At 36.4% G+C, this 13,926-nt stretch carries 15 protein-coding genes; all 15 read right to left on the bottom strand.

Annotated features, from left to right (window positions below):
• Positions 1-187 precede the first annotated feature (187 nt).
• Entirely contained in the window at positions 188-1,162 is a 975-nt protein-coding gene (locus CXF89_RS16730) for an O-antigen ligase family protein (RefSeq protein ID WP_180961418.1), read from the bottom strand.
• A 249-nt stretch (positions 1,163-1,411) separates the two neighbouring features.
• Positions 1,412-1,903, bottom strand: a complete 492-nt coding sequence (locus CXF89_RS16725) for an acyltransferase (protein ID WP_231612766.1) — start codon at positions 1,901-1,903, stop codon at positions 1,412-1,414.
• A complete protein-coding gene (locus tag CXF89_RS16720) occupies positions 1,894-2,865 on the bottom strand; it encodes a polysaccharide biosynthesis protein (RefSeq protein WP_219621672.1) in 972 nt (323 codons plus the stop codon). Before CXF89_RS16720 ends, CXF89_RS16725 begins: the two co-directional genes overlap by 10 nt.
• Positions 2,866-3,124: 259 nt before the next feature.
• Positions 3,125-4,084 carry a polysialyltransferase family glycosyltransferase gene (locus CXF89_RS16715; protein WP_121955244.1) on the bottom strand — a complete coding sequence of 320 codons (960 nt, stop codon included), beginning with the start codon at positions 4,082-4,084 and terminating at the stop codon, positions 3,125-3,127.
• Positions 4,077-5,015, bottom strand: a complete 939-nt coding sequence (locus CXF89_RS16710) for a Gfo/Idh/MocA family oxidoreductase (protein ID WP_121955243.1) — start codon at positions 5,013-5,015, stop codon at positions 4,077-4,079. The genes CXF89_RS16715 and CXF89_RS16710 overlap by 8 nt, the downstream gene beginning before the upstream one ends.
• 13 nt (positions 5,016-5,028) lie before the next feature.
• Positions 5,029-5,991 carry a Gfo/Idh/MocA family oxidoreductase gene (locus CXF89_RS16705; protein ID WP_121955242.1) on the bottom strand — a complete coding sequence of 321 codons (963 nt, stop codon included), beginning with the start codon at positions 5,989-5,991 and terminating at the stop codon, positions 5,029-5,031.
• On the bottom strand, positions 5,984-6,691 hold the full coding sequence (locus tag CXF89_RS16700; RefSeq protein WP_121955241.1) for an acylneuraminate cytidylyltransferase family protein: 708 nt from the start codon (positions 6,689-6,691) through the stop codon (positions 5,984-5,986). Before CXF89_RS16700 ends, CXF89_RS16705 begins: the two co-directional genes overlap by 8 nt.
• Complete coding sequence (locus CXF89_RS16695; protein ID WP_121955240.1) at positions 6,691-7,749, bottom strand: nucleotidyltransferase family protein; 1,059 nt, start codon at positions 7,747-7,749, stop codon at positions 6,691-6,693. Before CXF89_RS16695 ends, CXF89_RS16700 begins: the two co-directional genes overlap by 1 nt.
• On the bottom strand, positions 7,746-8,396 hold the full coding sequence (locus tag CXF89_RS16690) for an acetyltransferase (protein WP_231612765.1): 651 nt from the start codon (positions 8,394-8,396) through the stop codon (positions 7,746-7,748). The genes CXF89_RS16695 and CXF89_RS16690 overlap by 4 nt, the downstream gene beginning before the upstream one ends.
• Complete coding sequence (neuB, locus tag CXF89_RS16685; protein WP_121955239.1) at positions 8,386-9,459, bottom strand: N-acetylneuraminate synthase; 1,074 nt, start codon at positions 9,457-9,459, stop codon at positions 8,386-8,388. The genes CXF89_RS16690 and neuB overlap by 11 nt, the downstream gene beginning before the upstream one ends.
• Positions 9,460-9,467: 8 nt before the next feature.
• The gene (gene neuC / locus CXF89_RS16680; protein ID WP_121955238.1) at positions 9,468-10,622 is read right to left on the bottom strand and encodes a UDP-N-acetylglucosamine 2-epimerase; all 1,155 of its coding nucleotides are present in this window, start codon (positions 10,620-10,622) and stop codon (positions 9,468-9,470) included.
• Complete coding sequence (locus CXF89_RS16675; protein ID WP_121955237.1) at positions 10,622-11,776, bottom strand: LegC family aminotransferase; 1,155 nt, start codon at positions 11,774-11,776, stop codon at positions 10,622-10,624. Before CXF89_RS16675 ends, neuC begins: the two co-directional genes overlap by 1 nt.
• Before the next feature lie 15 nt (positions 11,777-11,791).
• Complete coding sequence (locus tag CXF89_RS16670) at positions 11,792-12,982, bottom strand: UDP-N-acetylglucosamine 4,6-dehydratase (RefSeq protein WP_121955236.1); 1,191 nt, start codon at positions 12,980-12,982, stop codon at positions 11,792-11,794.
• Positions 12,983-12,992: 10 nt separating this feature from the next.
• On the bottom strand, positions 12,993-13,739 hold the full coding sequence (locus CXF89_RS16665; protein WP_121955235.1) for a glycosyltransferase family 2 protein: 747 nt from the start codon (positions 13,737-13,739) through the stop codon (positions 12,993-12,995).
• Positions 13,740-13,926, bottom strand: a 187-nt coding sequence (locus tag CXF89_RS16660) for a sugar transferase (RefSeq protein ID WP_180961417.1), incomplete at its 5' end; no start/stop codon positions are given.

Below are 13,926 nucleotides of genomic sequence, written 5' to 3'. Positions count from 1 at the left end.
TAATTATTTTTATTCCGCTTAAAAGCCGTAAAGTATTTAGTAAAAATTTAATGCTTATAAATAAAAGCTAGGTGAGCTTTTATTCGACCATCTACCCGCTTTATTTTTTCTTACATTATCAAATATATGAATTATCAATAGCTGTATGGAGCGAATTTTTACGTTAAGTGAAGACCTCTAGTTAATATTATTTCGATACGACTAATGTTGTTTTGTTACCGATATAAACTTCAACTAGCCTGCAATAAAATATAAGGGCAAATAAATTCAGAACCATTAACTCAACATATACCATCATGTTAGCCATCGAAATAAGAAACAAGCCACCTATATAACTTAATAGGATTAATTTTATATAAACAGGAACTTTACTAGAGACCATTTTTAAAACTAGCATAATCCAGCACAAGATAAATAAAAGTAAAGCGAGTACACCACCTTCAAAAAACACTTCTAAAAAGGAGTTATGTGCACTTTGTAAGTCTCGGCCATGAAAGCCAACCAAAAACTCACGCACTTGCGCTAAGCCAAAGCCAAAAAATGGCTGTTTGCTAATTAATTGCAGTATGTATGCAAAAAGATCTGAACGACCACTACCACTACTCACTCTATCAGCTCGGGCATTAATTATTTGTTGTAACCATTCAAATTGAAAATAAGAAAAAGCGAGTACAACCATCAATAAAGTTAATACTGTAATTAAACCCAGTAAGTACTTAACTTTTCTTAAGCTAATAGTGGCGATCAGTAATGCATAAGCAACATAGCCTGTTACTGAAATCGTTAACAGTAAGCACAAAGCTGAAGCTAGCATTATAATTGAGCTTACTTTTTTATTAAGCGTACTTGCACTCACTAAGTAGCCTACATTTAATAGTAACAGTAACAATACAAAATTATTAGGGCTGTCGGCTCCTCCTCTTAACCTTGGCAGTACTCCTTCCATATATAAACCAAATAGCTTTCTGTCGCCATCTAGCTCCATGCCGAATAGCAATAACCCAGCAACGCCAATAAAATAATAACCAAGGCTAAAGGCTAAATAAATGTAGGAAAATTTCTTAATGAAAATATAAAATGATTCTAATGTGATGTGCTTAGATGAAATAACTAAAATTAAGTAGGCAACAATTAATAGTGTAATTCCGATAAATCGAACCATTACTAAATTAAAATTTGTAGCTTGGTAAAAGCTAAAAAGCATATATACAAAAAACAAAAAGGGTAATACAAGCAGCTTAGGCGAATAAATTTTAATTTTGGGGAGCAAAAATAAAACCGGCGCAATTAAGATCACTAGTAGCATATATGGCTTTAGTGGCGTACCGATATTTACTAACCAAAATTGCTGGAAGAAAAATGACACAAAAAAGACAAAAAACACCTTATTAAGTAATTTACTTCTTACCATTTAATGGAACTTCCCTTGCGCTTTTAGTCGCTGGTAATGTTCTACATCTCTAGAAGAAAATACTCGGCATGGGTTACCTCCAGCAATTGCATATTTAGGAATATCGCTCACAACTACTGAGCCAGCCTGAATAATTGCGCCCTCACCTATAACACAGCTTGATAGTACCGATACATTCATACCAAACCACACGTTATCTTCTATAGTGACTGTTTTGTATAAATAGGTACTGTCGTAAGGAATACTTTCGCCTTGATAGTTGTGAACTTGCGTTATAATGAAACACCCTGAACCACTGTGAAAGTTATCTCCAATTGTAACCTCCCCATTACCATACACTCTAAAACCATTAAAATTGACGTTAGTGCCTATATAAGTTTTTTTTGTCAGTAAGGTAAAACCATTTACTCTAGGTTTTGTTTTATACGAACCGATTCTAGCCCGTGCAATAAACTGGTATATAACCCTAAGTAAGCTTTTTATTATGAACATACACTTTCCAAATTAATTACACGCTTTAACTCTTTGTAACCTACAAAATAAGCACTTAAAGCATATAAAAACCAAATTAAAATACAATTATATATCACACCATATATACCAAAAAAGTTATAAGCACTTATTCCAAAAACGATACTAATACCGCCAAGCAAAAGAGTAATTTTAAATAGCTTTTCAGATAAATTAAAATACATTAATAATGATGATGCAAAAAAGTACATCCCCTGAATAAGTGAAGCGAATGCTAATATTCTAGAAAACTCAACAGCTCCCGCATATTCCTTAGGGAAAAATATATCAACAATATAGCTAATTAAACCTTGATACAGGCCAAATGCCACAACAAGAATGGCTGAATACGCTAAGAGATACTGGTAAAACACCTTCCTTTTATTGTTTGTCATTTTCATTTTTGAGTAAAAGTCGGGCGCTATATTTTGATTGATAATAGTAAAAAACAAACTAAGGGCTGATGCGAGGGTTGCTGCCAGCGCATAAAGTGCGAATACTTGTTTTTCTATAAATCCAATTAGAATAAATCTATCCATAATGGTTATTAACGCTGCGGCTAATGAATGCAACGCTGCAAACAAACCAAACCTAAAAAATGTAATTTTTAAAGGGTTAATTAAAGTAAACTTTAAAAGGCCCGCATTGTATAAAACCCCAAAACCAACACATGCCGCTGCTAATAATATAAATGACATAACAGCAATAAAGTCTATCCCTGAGAACTCTTCAATTAATTCACTGCATATTAAAGGCACTAAAAAAGAGGCCGTCAAAGTAATTATTTGATAGCAAGCAAATTTAGATGTGTTTTTATTAACTCTAAAATAATGTGAGGTAACCTGAAAAACACTTCTTCCAGAGATTAAAAGAGGCAGTGCCAACAATGCCCAAGAAATATTAAAGCCAATTATCGCTATTAACGTGGCTAAAAAAGCAAACACGGTTAAAAATACATTTACAGTATAAAACATCTGTACTGAATCAGATGCGTATGTATCATTTTTTTCTGCTGCGGCTAGTGAATAACTTGCAGTGGTGCCAAATATATAAACACCTGACAACACCGCACTTAAAGAGTACAGTAAAGAATAATCAGCAAAAGACGCCATTGACAGACTGGCTGAAATATAAGGTAAAAATAAGAATGCGACACTAGAAGAAATAAGTGTAACTAGGCTCAATGTAAAAAGCTTTTTCATTTCAGGCTTCTAATTCATAAATACTAGAAAAGGTCGAAAAATAGTCATATATATAATTTAATGATGGCGTATTAATTAGCTCGTTAGGTATTTTAAACGAGGTGACCTGTGTATTTGGTGAGATTACACTTGTTGTAAACAAAGACGCAGTAAAAAAGCCAGCGACTACAGCCGGTTTATGCTCAGTTAATACCAGCTCTAACTCAGACGGAAAACTAGGCTCATATATTTTAAATCCGATTGATTTGTATCTGTTTAATCGTCCTCTATCTTCACCTCTATGAGGAAGGTAATATACGTCTTGTCCTTCATATGCCTGTATAACTTGTGTTAATAGGTTTTCGTAGGATTTTTCACTAAGAATCGATGCTTCTATATACTTAGCCCCAAAAAAATACACTTTTGATGAGTCGTCGCTATCGGTAATTAAACTTTTTAAAAAGCTAAAGTTATGTTTTTCGACAGTTGCTTTTCCTACATCAAAACTAGATAAATCTAGTGCTGTAAATAAATCCATAGGGTTAAGCGTAGAAAAAAACCGTTGGATAAAGCTTCTTTTTTCGTTTTTAAGCCGATTTAAATAAGCTAATGTGGCCACGCCATCATCCATTAAAATCATTGGTGTTCTTAATAAATGAAACGGTTTTAAAAATTTACTTTTATGGCAGCCAACATATTTTTTAGCTTTACCATTCAATAATAAAACACTCATAAATGTGGTTACAAAACGAATGAAAGAGTAAACTTTTACGACTTCGCCACTTGTAAATACAGGCTCACTTTTGCTCATATAAAAGTTAAGCACTTTTTCTATTTGCTGATCATTTATGGCATCACCATTATAGCGAATAAGTAACTTCCATTTACTTTGAAATTTATATATTGCCTCCATGGCATTTATTAACTGCCCTGGAGACTCTACATAAAAAACATTTAAATCGTGATCTTGATGCTTACTCATAACCTGCCATTTTATTATAAAAGCTACACATATGGCGCTGTTCATCTAACGAGCAAAGGTTTGTTACATCGCCTTGTAAAAATGCGTCTAACTGTTTATATAAGCCGGGCTTGAACTCTTTATCTAGCGAGTCATCTATTTCGACACTAAGTTGAGGAATAGTGCCTCTTTTTTGCACTAGCAACGATTCCATTGGCTTTAATATGTATCTATTTTCGTTAGTAAGTACTTCTACAGCCCAGCGTCCGGCCGACTCCCAGTTAGCTGCATAATTAAATAATGCGCCAGATTCACTCACACCAGCCCCTGAGAAGATTGAAGAGGTAGGGTGCCAATTTAGTTCACCAGTAACAAAGCTAGCCATTTCTTTAGGTTGACCGCCTAAATAAAATGCTAGATCGGCTACATGAGTAGAATTAGCTAAAAACCATTTACTGAGCACGTCTTTAGGCTTGTCTATTTTTTCTATAACATGAGCCCACTCTGTTAGTTCAAAGTTGAACGATGTTACGCCACCTTCAGCCTTAAGCCTTTCTTTTAATGCGATAACTGAAGCAAAGAAACGTCTATTATAAGCAATAAAAACATCGCAGCCACTTGCCGTACTTTGCTCATATAAAGTATTAAGCTCGGTTAATGTTGTTCCGCCTGGCTTTTCAACCAATATGCGCTTTACACCGTTTTGAATTAACTGTTGAGTGGTTGCGTATAACTGTGCAACGCCTACACTCACAATTGCCGCTTCAGGGCATTCAGGGGCCGCTTCTAAAAAGGCTTCAAGTCCGCCTTGAATAACCTCTTTACCTGTTTTGTTGGTAAATTCATCTGCAGATACTTTACCACGGCCAATAACGATATAATCACGATTTTGAGCATCTAAAATTTTTGCATAATCAACCGACATAGGGCCTGAGCCAACTAACCAAATCATTTTGTTCTCCTTTTTATGTTATTGGACACGTTAATAAGTTTTTATTTAGCACGTTATTTATATGCTCAAGGTATAGCTCAATCATAGGGGTATGTAGCTGGCACGACTCATTAAAAGGAGTTAATGATGAAGTATTGGTATTTAGTATTTCATCAATATTTAAACCGGTTAGCTCGCTTTGGTATTTTACTTGGTGCTTAAATTGTTGCTCAGCTGAAACATTGGCTGTAATAATAGTACCTGTAATTTCGTCGATTGATATAGTGTTAGAATCAGATGAAAGCGATACTTGTATTGCTACTTCGTCAGCCGTTGTACACTCAAGCTCTAATGAATGCTGGCCAAGCATAAACTTTGCTTTACCGGTTAGCTCGTAAAAACCCACTCTTTTGCTTTCCAATAATTGTGTATCTAGATTATTTTCGGTAGCTTGTAAGTTTGCTTCGTTACATAAATACGAAAACAAATCAATAAAGTGAATGCTATTACATGCCATTCCCCAGCCGCTACCAGACACTTTCATTGCAAGTACTTCGTTCGGGTTTAAAAGTTCTTTAATTTGCTGATAAGAAGGGTAAAGTCTTCGAGGGCAATTAACCCATGCAGTTACATTATGCTGTTCAAGTAATGCTGCAACTTCTGTATATTCACGCAGCGCTTGGAATAGTACCTTTTCAAAAATAATATAACGAACTTTATTTTCAGCAAGTAAGTTGGCTGTTACTTTAGCGCGTACTGGTGCTGAGGTTGCAATAATACATACGTCGAATGACTCTGCCTTTGGTAAGCTTTGCGAGTATTGCACTGTTCTTTTTACATTTTCGATAGAGACTTGCTCGGCTCTTAGCTGTGCAATATTTAACGAATCGATGGATGGGTCTACAACCGTAATATTCAGTGGTAAAGCACTTTGTAAAGCACCTTGTAAGTGTCTGCTTCCTAGTTGCCCAGCACCTATTATAAGTATTTTATTCATGTATTTTGTCTCGCAGGATTGTTTCAGCAATTATAAAGTCTAGTTTTGTATCGATGTCTACAGAGCTATGGCTATCCATTTTATAAGCTACACTATTGCCAGACATCAAAACCCCTTCTTGCAGAAACTGTTCAACTTTAGTTAAATAAATTGCACCATTTAATCTGTAATATTGTGGTAGATCTTGGCTACGCATATTTTTTACATTTTTAGGGATGAAGTTTTCTAAAGATAATGAATCATCTAATGTATTACTCCACAGTGGAGAATGCTCACACTCACAAACTGATATTACTGAATCAGCATTTTTAACATTTAATAAATCAAGCGCACCTTGTATATCAGCAGCGGAGCGTAAAGGCGATGTTGGTTGGAGTAGTAATACATAATCAAAACATTCGCCTATACCTTTAAAATACTCAAGCGTATGGCGTACTACATCGACACTACTGCTTGTATCTGATGATAGGCTAGCAGGCCTTAAAAAAGGGACTTCTCCGCCAGCGGCCTTTGCCGTATTGGCAATGGTTTCGCAATCTGTACTTACCATTACTCGCGCTATTGATGGTACATTTTTTGCAGCTTCGATTGACCAATTAATCATTGGTTTACCTGCTAGTGGTAGAATATTTTTCCCTGGAAGGCGTTTGCTTCCCCCCCTAGCAGGTATAATCGCTAAAATAGTTTTTTCATTATTCATTAAAGCACCCCAAGATCATGAATATCAACTTGTGCACGATTAAAGTCATCATGGCGGCCAACATCTAGCCAATATTCATGTATCGGGAATTTTAATGTTTTTTCATCGTTCGCTTTTAAGTTTTCAAATAATGTTGTCATGTCTAAGTACTCATTACTTGATAGTGACTCAATTACTTTATTTGAAATAACATATATACCGGCATTTACAAAGTAGCGATAAGTTGGTTTTTCGACGATATTTGAAATTTCATTTCCTTTACCTTCAATAACACCAAAGGGAACCTTAATTTCATAGTCACGAACACACATAGTAGCATCCGCTTGATTTTTAATATGAAAATCAAGGACCTTTCCAAAATCTACGTTAGTAAGGATATCTCCATTAATCATAATAAGAGGTAGCTTAGGAATGCCCTTTGGTAATAACGAAAGTGCGCCACCTGTGCCTAAAGGGGCATCTTCATGAACGTATGTGATTTCTATATCGTGCTGACTACCATCACCAAAGTGACTCATGATCACTTCAGGTAAATAGTGCGTAGAAATATAGAACTTATAAAAACCATGACTTTTAAAATGATTGATTAATATTTCTAACATTGGCTTACCACCCACTTTGAGCATGGGCTTTGGGCAGTTATCTGTTAGTGGGCGTAATCTAGTGCCGAAGCCGCCCGCCATTAAAAAAACGGGATTATCACGTTTTTCAATCTCAAGTGTTTCATGTAATGTCTTTACATTAACAAGTCGGCCATTTTCATTAAGTATAGGTAAAAGCAAAATTTTCTTTTTTTGCATCATTACTTTTAAGGACTCATTAGACATCGACGTTGTTGCACTGGTTGGTGATATATTCATTATTTCGGTCACAGGATCATCAAGACCAATGCCGTTAATTAATCCTCGACGAATATCACCATCGGTTACTAAGCCGATTAACTTATTACACTCGAGAACAACTAAAGCAGCGTGCATGGCTTCTTTGTCTATTACTTTTAGCGCGTCTCGTATTTTGACATCTGGAGAGATCAAAATATTTTCAAAATTAGTGGTCATAACTTACCTTCCAGTTTTATGTATGGTCTGGCTCCATAAACGATAGCGGAGTCTGGGAGTGTTTTTGAAATATTAGCGCCAACACCAATTATTGTATTTTTGCCTATTTGAATGCCATTGATAATTTTTGCACCAGTGCCTATATGTACGGACTTTTTTACATAAACTTGGCCGCTCATTATAACGCCAGGTGCTATATGACAAAACGCGTCTATTTCACAATCGTGATCAATGCTAGCTGAAGTATTTACTATGGTTCCAAAACCAATTTTACTTCCTATACAAATTGTGGCATTTGATAAAACTTGCGCTCCCTGTGCAATGGTTGCGTATGCAGACACATTAGCTGAGCTTGCGATCACTGTGGCAAATTCATAAAACTTGCTTTTAAATTCAATATGGATCTTAGTTCGTAAACCAGAATAAGGCATTGCCCCTATGCCGTTTATAAGTTCAACTTCCTCAGGAGAAAAGTTTAGAATAGCGTCGTCATTTTTAAAATGCTTAATATCTTTAAATAACTCCTGGCCTGCTGTTATTTCGGGTGCAACAACAGCAATAATATCTCTTCCTTGTAGTAAAAGAATTTCTAATAAGGTTGCGGCATGGCCTCCGCCACCAATCATTACAAGAGGTTTATTTTTCATCGAGTAATTGACCAACTGAGTAATCTTTAGTGGCTGGGGTATCTAATAATTTCCAAAAATTAATTGGTGCAATGCCGTCCCCAGGTCGTTTTACTGAAATATGCTTTTCCGTCAATATGTCTCCTTGTTTAATTGCTTGTGCTGCAACTAAACTTTTACGCGCAACGGCTTTATTTTTAACTTCAGAAGGCCTTGGCCCTTTAATGCCATCACCTAATATTTTTTCTACAATACGAATGCCATCAACCATTTTTTTTAATTCTATTGGATCAAGTGATGCTTTGTGATCTGGCCCTGGCAATGCTTTATCAACAGTAAAATGCTTTTCAATTAACACTGCACCTTTAGCTACCGCAGCAATAGGCACTACTATTCCCGCACTATGATCGGAGTACCCTACTTTGAGCTTGAACGCGTCTTTCATGGTGTCCATGGCATTTAAATTTATATCATAAAATGGCGCTGGGTATTCGGTTGTGCAATGTAAAAGTGTTACTTTATCTTTTAATAATTGCTTACCTTGCTCTGAAAAATACGCTGTTTGTAATGCTTCTTCTGTTGGAGTGCCTTCTGGGTTTATATAACCAAAAGCAATTACTGATAATACCTGCTCTATTTCCGAAAGCGTTGCCATACCTGTTGATACGATTAGATCACAACCTGTTCTTGCGTGCTCAAGTACCAATGGCGCATTTGTGATTTCACCAGATGGTAACTTTAATCGCGTTATTCCTAAATCATCAACTAAAAATGAAAGACTTTCTGAGTCAAATGCAGTAGATAAAAACTCAATGCCTAAATTATTACAATATTTAACTAACTTATGATGCGTTTCGTAGCTTAATTCTAATCGCTTGAGCATTAAGTACTGAGACTCTTTTTGACCACTATTAGTAATTTGATACTCAGCTTGTTGTGCATCTTCAGTGACTAAGTTTTTAGCTTTGAATGTTTGGAACTTAACTATATTAGCTCCTGCTTGATGCGCAGCATCAACAAGAGAAAACGCTAAGTCGTCACTGCCATTATGGTTAACACCAGCTTCAGCTATAATTAATGTCATAGAGGTTCTCACTTTAAATCGTAAAAAGATTTGCTCGGCTCAAACTCTAAAGATTTGAGCATTTGAATTGCTTGAGCACTTGCATTGCCGGCGCCGTATGGGTTTATTATTATTTCGTCAGGGGCTTTATAGCGGCCTGTAACAGCCGATTCTAATGCGGCTGAAATTGCTTCTTTCGTCGCTATACAATTTAGTACACTTATAGCTGCTAAACGGCCTTTTTGTCGTACGCCTATATTGACTGTAGGCACGTTAAATGCAGGGACCTCAATAATACCACTCGATGAATTACCAATAACAACAGCGGCATTTTTTACCGTGCTCAAATAGCGCCTTTGTCCCAATGAAGGTATTGCACATACTCTATTTGGATGCTGTTTAGCATAGTCTTCAAGTATTGGGATTATACGGCGTCCACCATCGTCTGCATTGGGGTAAGTTAAAATAACTTGATAATCTTTAAACTCATCTAATGCATTGAGTAATGCCGTAAAGCTTTGCTCTGGAGGCTCTTCACCTAACGTTACTGGATGATAGGTAACAAGAAAGTAAGGCGGCTTCAAATTAAAGTTTAAAGAGTTGCCAATTTCATTGACACTCATAAAGTCACTACGTGCTAAATGATCAAGACCAATTGCACCAATATTTTTAACCCGCTCAGGCATCTCACCTAACTGGATAACACGTTGGCGATATTCTTCAGTGGACGTTCCGTGTAAATAGCTAAGCTTAGTAATGGCGTGGCGAATAGCGTCATCATATGCCCCTTCGGTGATTTCACCTCCGTGCAGGTGCAAAATAGGTATACGTAATATCATTGCGGTTTGAGCGGCTGCAAGTGCTTCAAAGCGGTCACCTAAAATAACCAGCGCATCTGGCTTTAATCTACTTAACGCGTCCGTAAAACCAAGCACACCAAGCCCCATACTTTTAGCTGTACCGACGGCAGTATCTGATGAAAGTAGAATTTCTATTTTTTCATCTATGCTAAAACCATCTTGCTCTATTTGTTTGTAGGTTTCACCAAACTCAGATGATAAATGCATGCCTGAAACTAATAGCTGTAATGTAAGCTCTGGATCACTTTGAATATCTTTTATAAGCCAGTACAGCAGTCCATACTCTGCACGAGTCCCTGTAAATACAGCTATTTTCTTTGTCATTATAACTTGCCTAAACTTTTAACTGGAGAGCTTGGTATGTTAACTAAGTGAGCTTCAATAAACTCTGAATGGCTTAAATCGCCTCGCATTGCATTTTCGAACATAGGTAGTCGATGCATTAATTGCCATATTGGTCGAGTCATTACACCATCAGCATTAGTCTGCTTTAGTAGCTTTTCTCGCTCACTGGGGTTTGGGCAAATAATTGCATTTAACCAATAGTTTGATTTTGCATAACTAGGCTCAGTTACAAATTGAAAGTCAGAGCCTTTAAAAAAGTCTAAGTATAGGCTGGCGAGATGACGTTTATTGTCGATAAATGCGGCAAGGCTTTCCATTTGCGCACAACCAAGTGCTGCATTTAGATTAGGCATACGATAATTAAAGCCCGCTTCATCATGGAAGAACTCATACGGATGAGGAACCTTAGCTGTAGTGGTTATATGCTTTGTATGCTGTCCCGTGGCTAAGGTTTTGCATAAAACCATGCCGCCACCACCGGTGGTAATAATTTTATTACCGTTAAAGCTAATTGCGCCAAAATCACCTAGCGTACCTGTATGCTTACCTTTATAAAATGAGCCAAGGCTTTCTGCTGCATCTTCGACTAAAGCAATCTGCCACTCATTGCACACACTGATTAGTTCATCAAGCTCAACAGGATGCCCAAATGTATGCATTGGCACTACTGCCTGAAAGCGCTGTTTTGTTTTTTTATGTATCGGTCCCGATTCGGTTAATACGGCATGTTGCTCTAAAAATGTAGACAATGCTTTAGGGCATAAACCTAAGCTGACGGGTGATACATCAACAAACGCAGGCTCAGCCCCCATATGATGTACTGCATTACATGTTGCTACAAAAGTTAGAGCTTGAGTAATAACGATATCGTTACTTTTAACACCTGCCATATATAATGCTGCATGTAATGCTGCAGTACCATTTACAGTAGCAACTGCTTTTGGCACTCCGGTGTAAATTTCAATATGTTTTTCAAAGTCATCTACAAACTTACCAACACTTGAAACAAACGTACTGCTAATTGTTTCAGATACATACTTTTGTTCATTTCCTGAAAAAGTCGGTGCGTGTAGAGGAATAAACTCATTAGTTTGGTAAAGATCTTTTACAAATGAAACAAGCTGTTTAGTCATAATATATCTACCTAATTACATTTTACCATCAAGGTATTTGCCTGTTTCTTTATGCCCAAAATCAGGAATCATTTTAAAGAAAAGCGAGACAATTTCGTTTTTTGTCCAAGACTTATCCGCTTTCATTTGCGCAATAGCTTCTTCAAACTTAGCTAATAAAGTTTGCTCAAATATAGCGTCATTTTTAATAATGCCTAAATTTTCGAAGCGTTCCATGTCTAATGTTTCACTGTCAGTAAAAAATTCTTCAAAGTCTTTCTCACCTGTAGTGTCACTTTCAGTAAACAAACATGGCCACTTCCCTTGAGCTGGTAGAGTTTTTACTAGTTCACGTGCTTCGTCTTCCGTTTTACATAAAACAGGCTCAAAACCACGTTCTTGAAGGTATTTAATAGCAATATCAGCGAAGGTAATTAAGTGCAAAGCTTCACTTAACTTCGGAAAGAAAATGTCTCTATTTTCACCAAAGATACACGACATTAAACATAGCTCACCTGATTCTTGTGGTGTAACAAAGTAACGTTTTATATCACTAGGAGCGACAATTGGTTGTTGTTTTTGTATACGCTGGTTAAAGCCATGTAATAATGAACCGTCAGAAAAAGCAACGTTTGCAAATCGAGCTGTAGAAATAGCAATGTCTTTGCTTTTACGCATTAAAAACATTTCCATAATACGTTTTGATGCACCCATCATATTGACTGGGTTAGCTGCTTTATCAGTAGAGACACAAAAATATTTTTTTGCACCACAATCAATTGATTGCTGAATTGTTTTATCAGTGTTGAATACATTTACGTCGATCATACGCATTAATGTAAATGGGTCTTTTTCACTACGAACATGTTTAAGTGCAGACAAGTTTAATACATAATCATATTGGCCATCTGCTTTTATAAATGCATCATACTCAACTGAGCCAATATCAAGTGCGAATGTTTGAAAGTCACCCTCTATATAACCAAACGAGCTACGAACATCGCGAACCAACTCAACCATGTTATTTTCACTAATATCAATAACATGAAGCTTTTTTGGATTACGTTTGAAAATTTCTTTTGTTACGGCTTGGCCTATTGAGCCTGCTCCACCTAGTACAAGAAATTTTGAATTTGAGACTATTTCAGATAATTTCAGCTCGTTAATTGCTATGTCACTTTTAAATAAAAGTTCTGTTCGTCCAATTAGCTTAAGTATGTTTTCCATCATGGTTCGCTTATTTCTTGTATTTTAGGTAGCCCTTTAAGGCATAGATCACAAAATGTTTTAAAGACTTGATAACGCTTAACTGCTCTACTTCTCTATATAAACGCCATTGCCACTTTAACATTTCAGCTTTATTACTACTCATACCTACATCAACTCGGTAGTGAGCTAGTGACTCTTGTAGACCAACAGCTTTAGGAGTTAATTTAAGAATATGTAGCCACAGGGCCATATCTTGTCGCTTTCGAATTGTAGGCATGTATTGCTTACCTATCGCTTGGCAATCATAAATAGCTGTTAGGCAACCAATTACATTACTATTGAGTAGCTCGTTATATGTTATTTCAGCTGGAGGAATAATCTCGCCTAGTAGCTTTTTATCACCAGTAAATTTTTGGTAGCCCGTGTACGAAAAAGGCACGTTGTTATTCTGCATAAAGCTTATTTGCTTGCTTAGCTTTTCGTGCACCCATAAGTCATCTGAATCCAGAAAAGCAATATACCGACCTTTAGCTCTTAATATTGAATCATTTCTAGCTACGCCTGCACCACCATTATTACTTTTTTCAACTAGTCGAATACGCGGTTCATTTATAGCGTATTGTTTAACAATAGCAACCGTATTATCTTTAGAGACATCATCAGTAATTAACAACTCCCAGTTTTGGTATGTTTGTGATAGTACTGAATTAATGCTTTCCTCTATAAACCTCTCTGCGTTATATGAAGGCATTATTATAGAAACTAATTCTTGCATTTAACGCCCCATACCAAAAATGACCACTTTGATAGTCTTAATCATAATTTTTAAATCAACAAAAGTACTATGGTGCTTAATGTAGTGAATGTCATATTTGTGTTTCCAAACAGCATCCTCAACTGAAGCCCCGTAAGGGTAGCTTATTTGTGCTAGACCAGTAATACCTGGTTTTACAGCATGTCTA

Origin of the sequence: Pseudoalteromonas sp. MelDa3, from assembly GCF_002863625.1 — a bacterium.
Taxonomy (GTDB): Bacteria; Pseudomonadota; Gammaproteobacteria; order Enterobacterales; family Alteromonadaceae; genus Pseudoalteromonas; species Pseudoalteromonas arctica.
Note: the sequence above shows the minus strand (reverse complement) of the source record. Positions and strands in the feature narration are given on the sequence as shown.

Bases quoted from the DNA above. Each gene is read 5' to 3' on its own strand.
- CXF89_RS16730 (WP_180961418.1), bottom strand. From the start codon at position 1,162: ATGGTTCGATTTATCGGAATTACACTATTAATTGTTGCCTACTTAATT.
- CXF89_RS16725 (WP_231612766.1), bottom strand. From the start codon at position 1,903: ATGTTCATAATAAAAAGCTTACTTAGGGTTATATACCAGTTTATTGCA.
- CXF89_RS16715 (WP_121955244.1), bottom strand. From the start codon at position 4,084: ATGAGTAAGCATCAAGATCACGATTTAAATGTTTTTTATGTAGAGTCT.
- CXF89_RS16710 (WP_121955243.1), bottom strand. From the start codon at position 5,015: ATGATTTGGTTAGTTGGCTCAGGCCCTATGTCGGTTGATTATGCAAAA.
- CXF89_RS16705 (WP_121955242.1), bottom strand. From the start codon at position 5,991: ATGAATAAAATACTTATAATAGGTGCTGGGCAACTAGGAAGCAGACAC.
- CXF89_RS16700 (WP_121955241.1), bottom strand. From the start codon at position 6,691: ATGAATAATGAAAAAACTATTTTAGCGATTATACCTGCTAGGGGGGGA.
- CXF89_RS16695 (WP_121955240.1), bottom strand. From the start codon at position 7,749: ATGACCACTAATTTTGAAAATATTTTGATCTCTCCAGATGTCAAAATA.
- CXF89_RS16690 (WP_231612765.1), bottom strand. From the start codon at position 8,396: ATGAAAAATAAACCTCTTGTAATGATTGGTGGCGGAGGCCATGCCGCA.
- neuB (WP_121955239.1), bottom strand. From the start codon at position 9,459: ATGACATTAATTATAGCTGAAGCTGGTGTTAACCATAATGGCAGTGAC.
- neuC (WP_121955238.1), bottom strand. From the start codon at position 10,622: ATGACAAAGAAAATAGCTGTATTTACAGGGACTCGTGCAGAGTATGGA.
- CXF89_RS16675 (WP_121955237.1), bottom strand. From the start codon at position 11,776: ATGACTAAACAGCTTGTTTCATTTGTAAAAGATCTTTACCAAACTAAT.
- CXF89_RS16670 (WP_121955236.1), bottom strand. From the start codon at position 12,982: ATGGAAAACATACTTAAGCTAATTGGACGAACAGAACTTTTATTTAAA.
- CXF89_RS16665 (WP_121955235.1), bottom strand. From the start codon at position 13,739: ATGCAAGAATTAGTTTCTATAATAATGCCTTCATATAACGCAGAGAGG.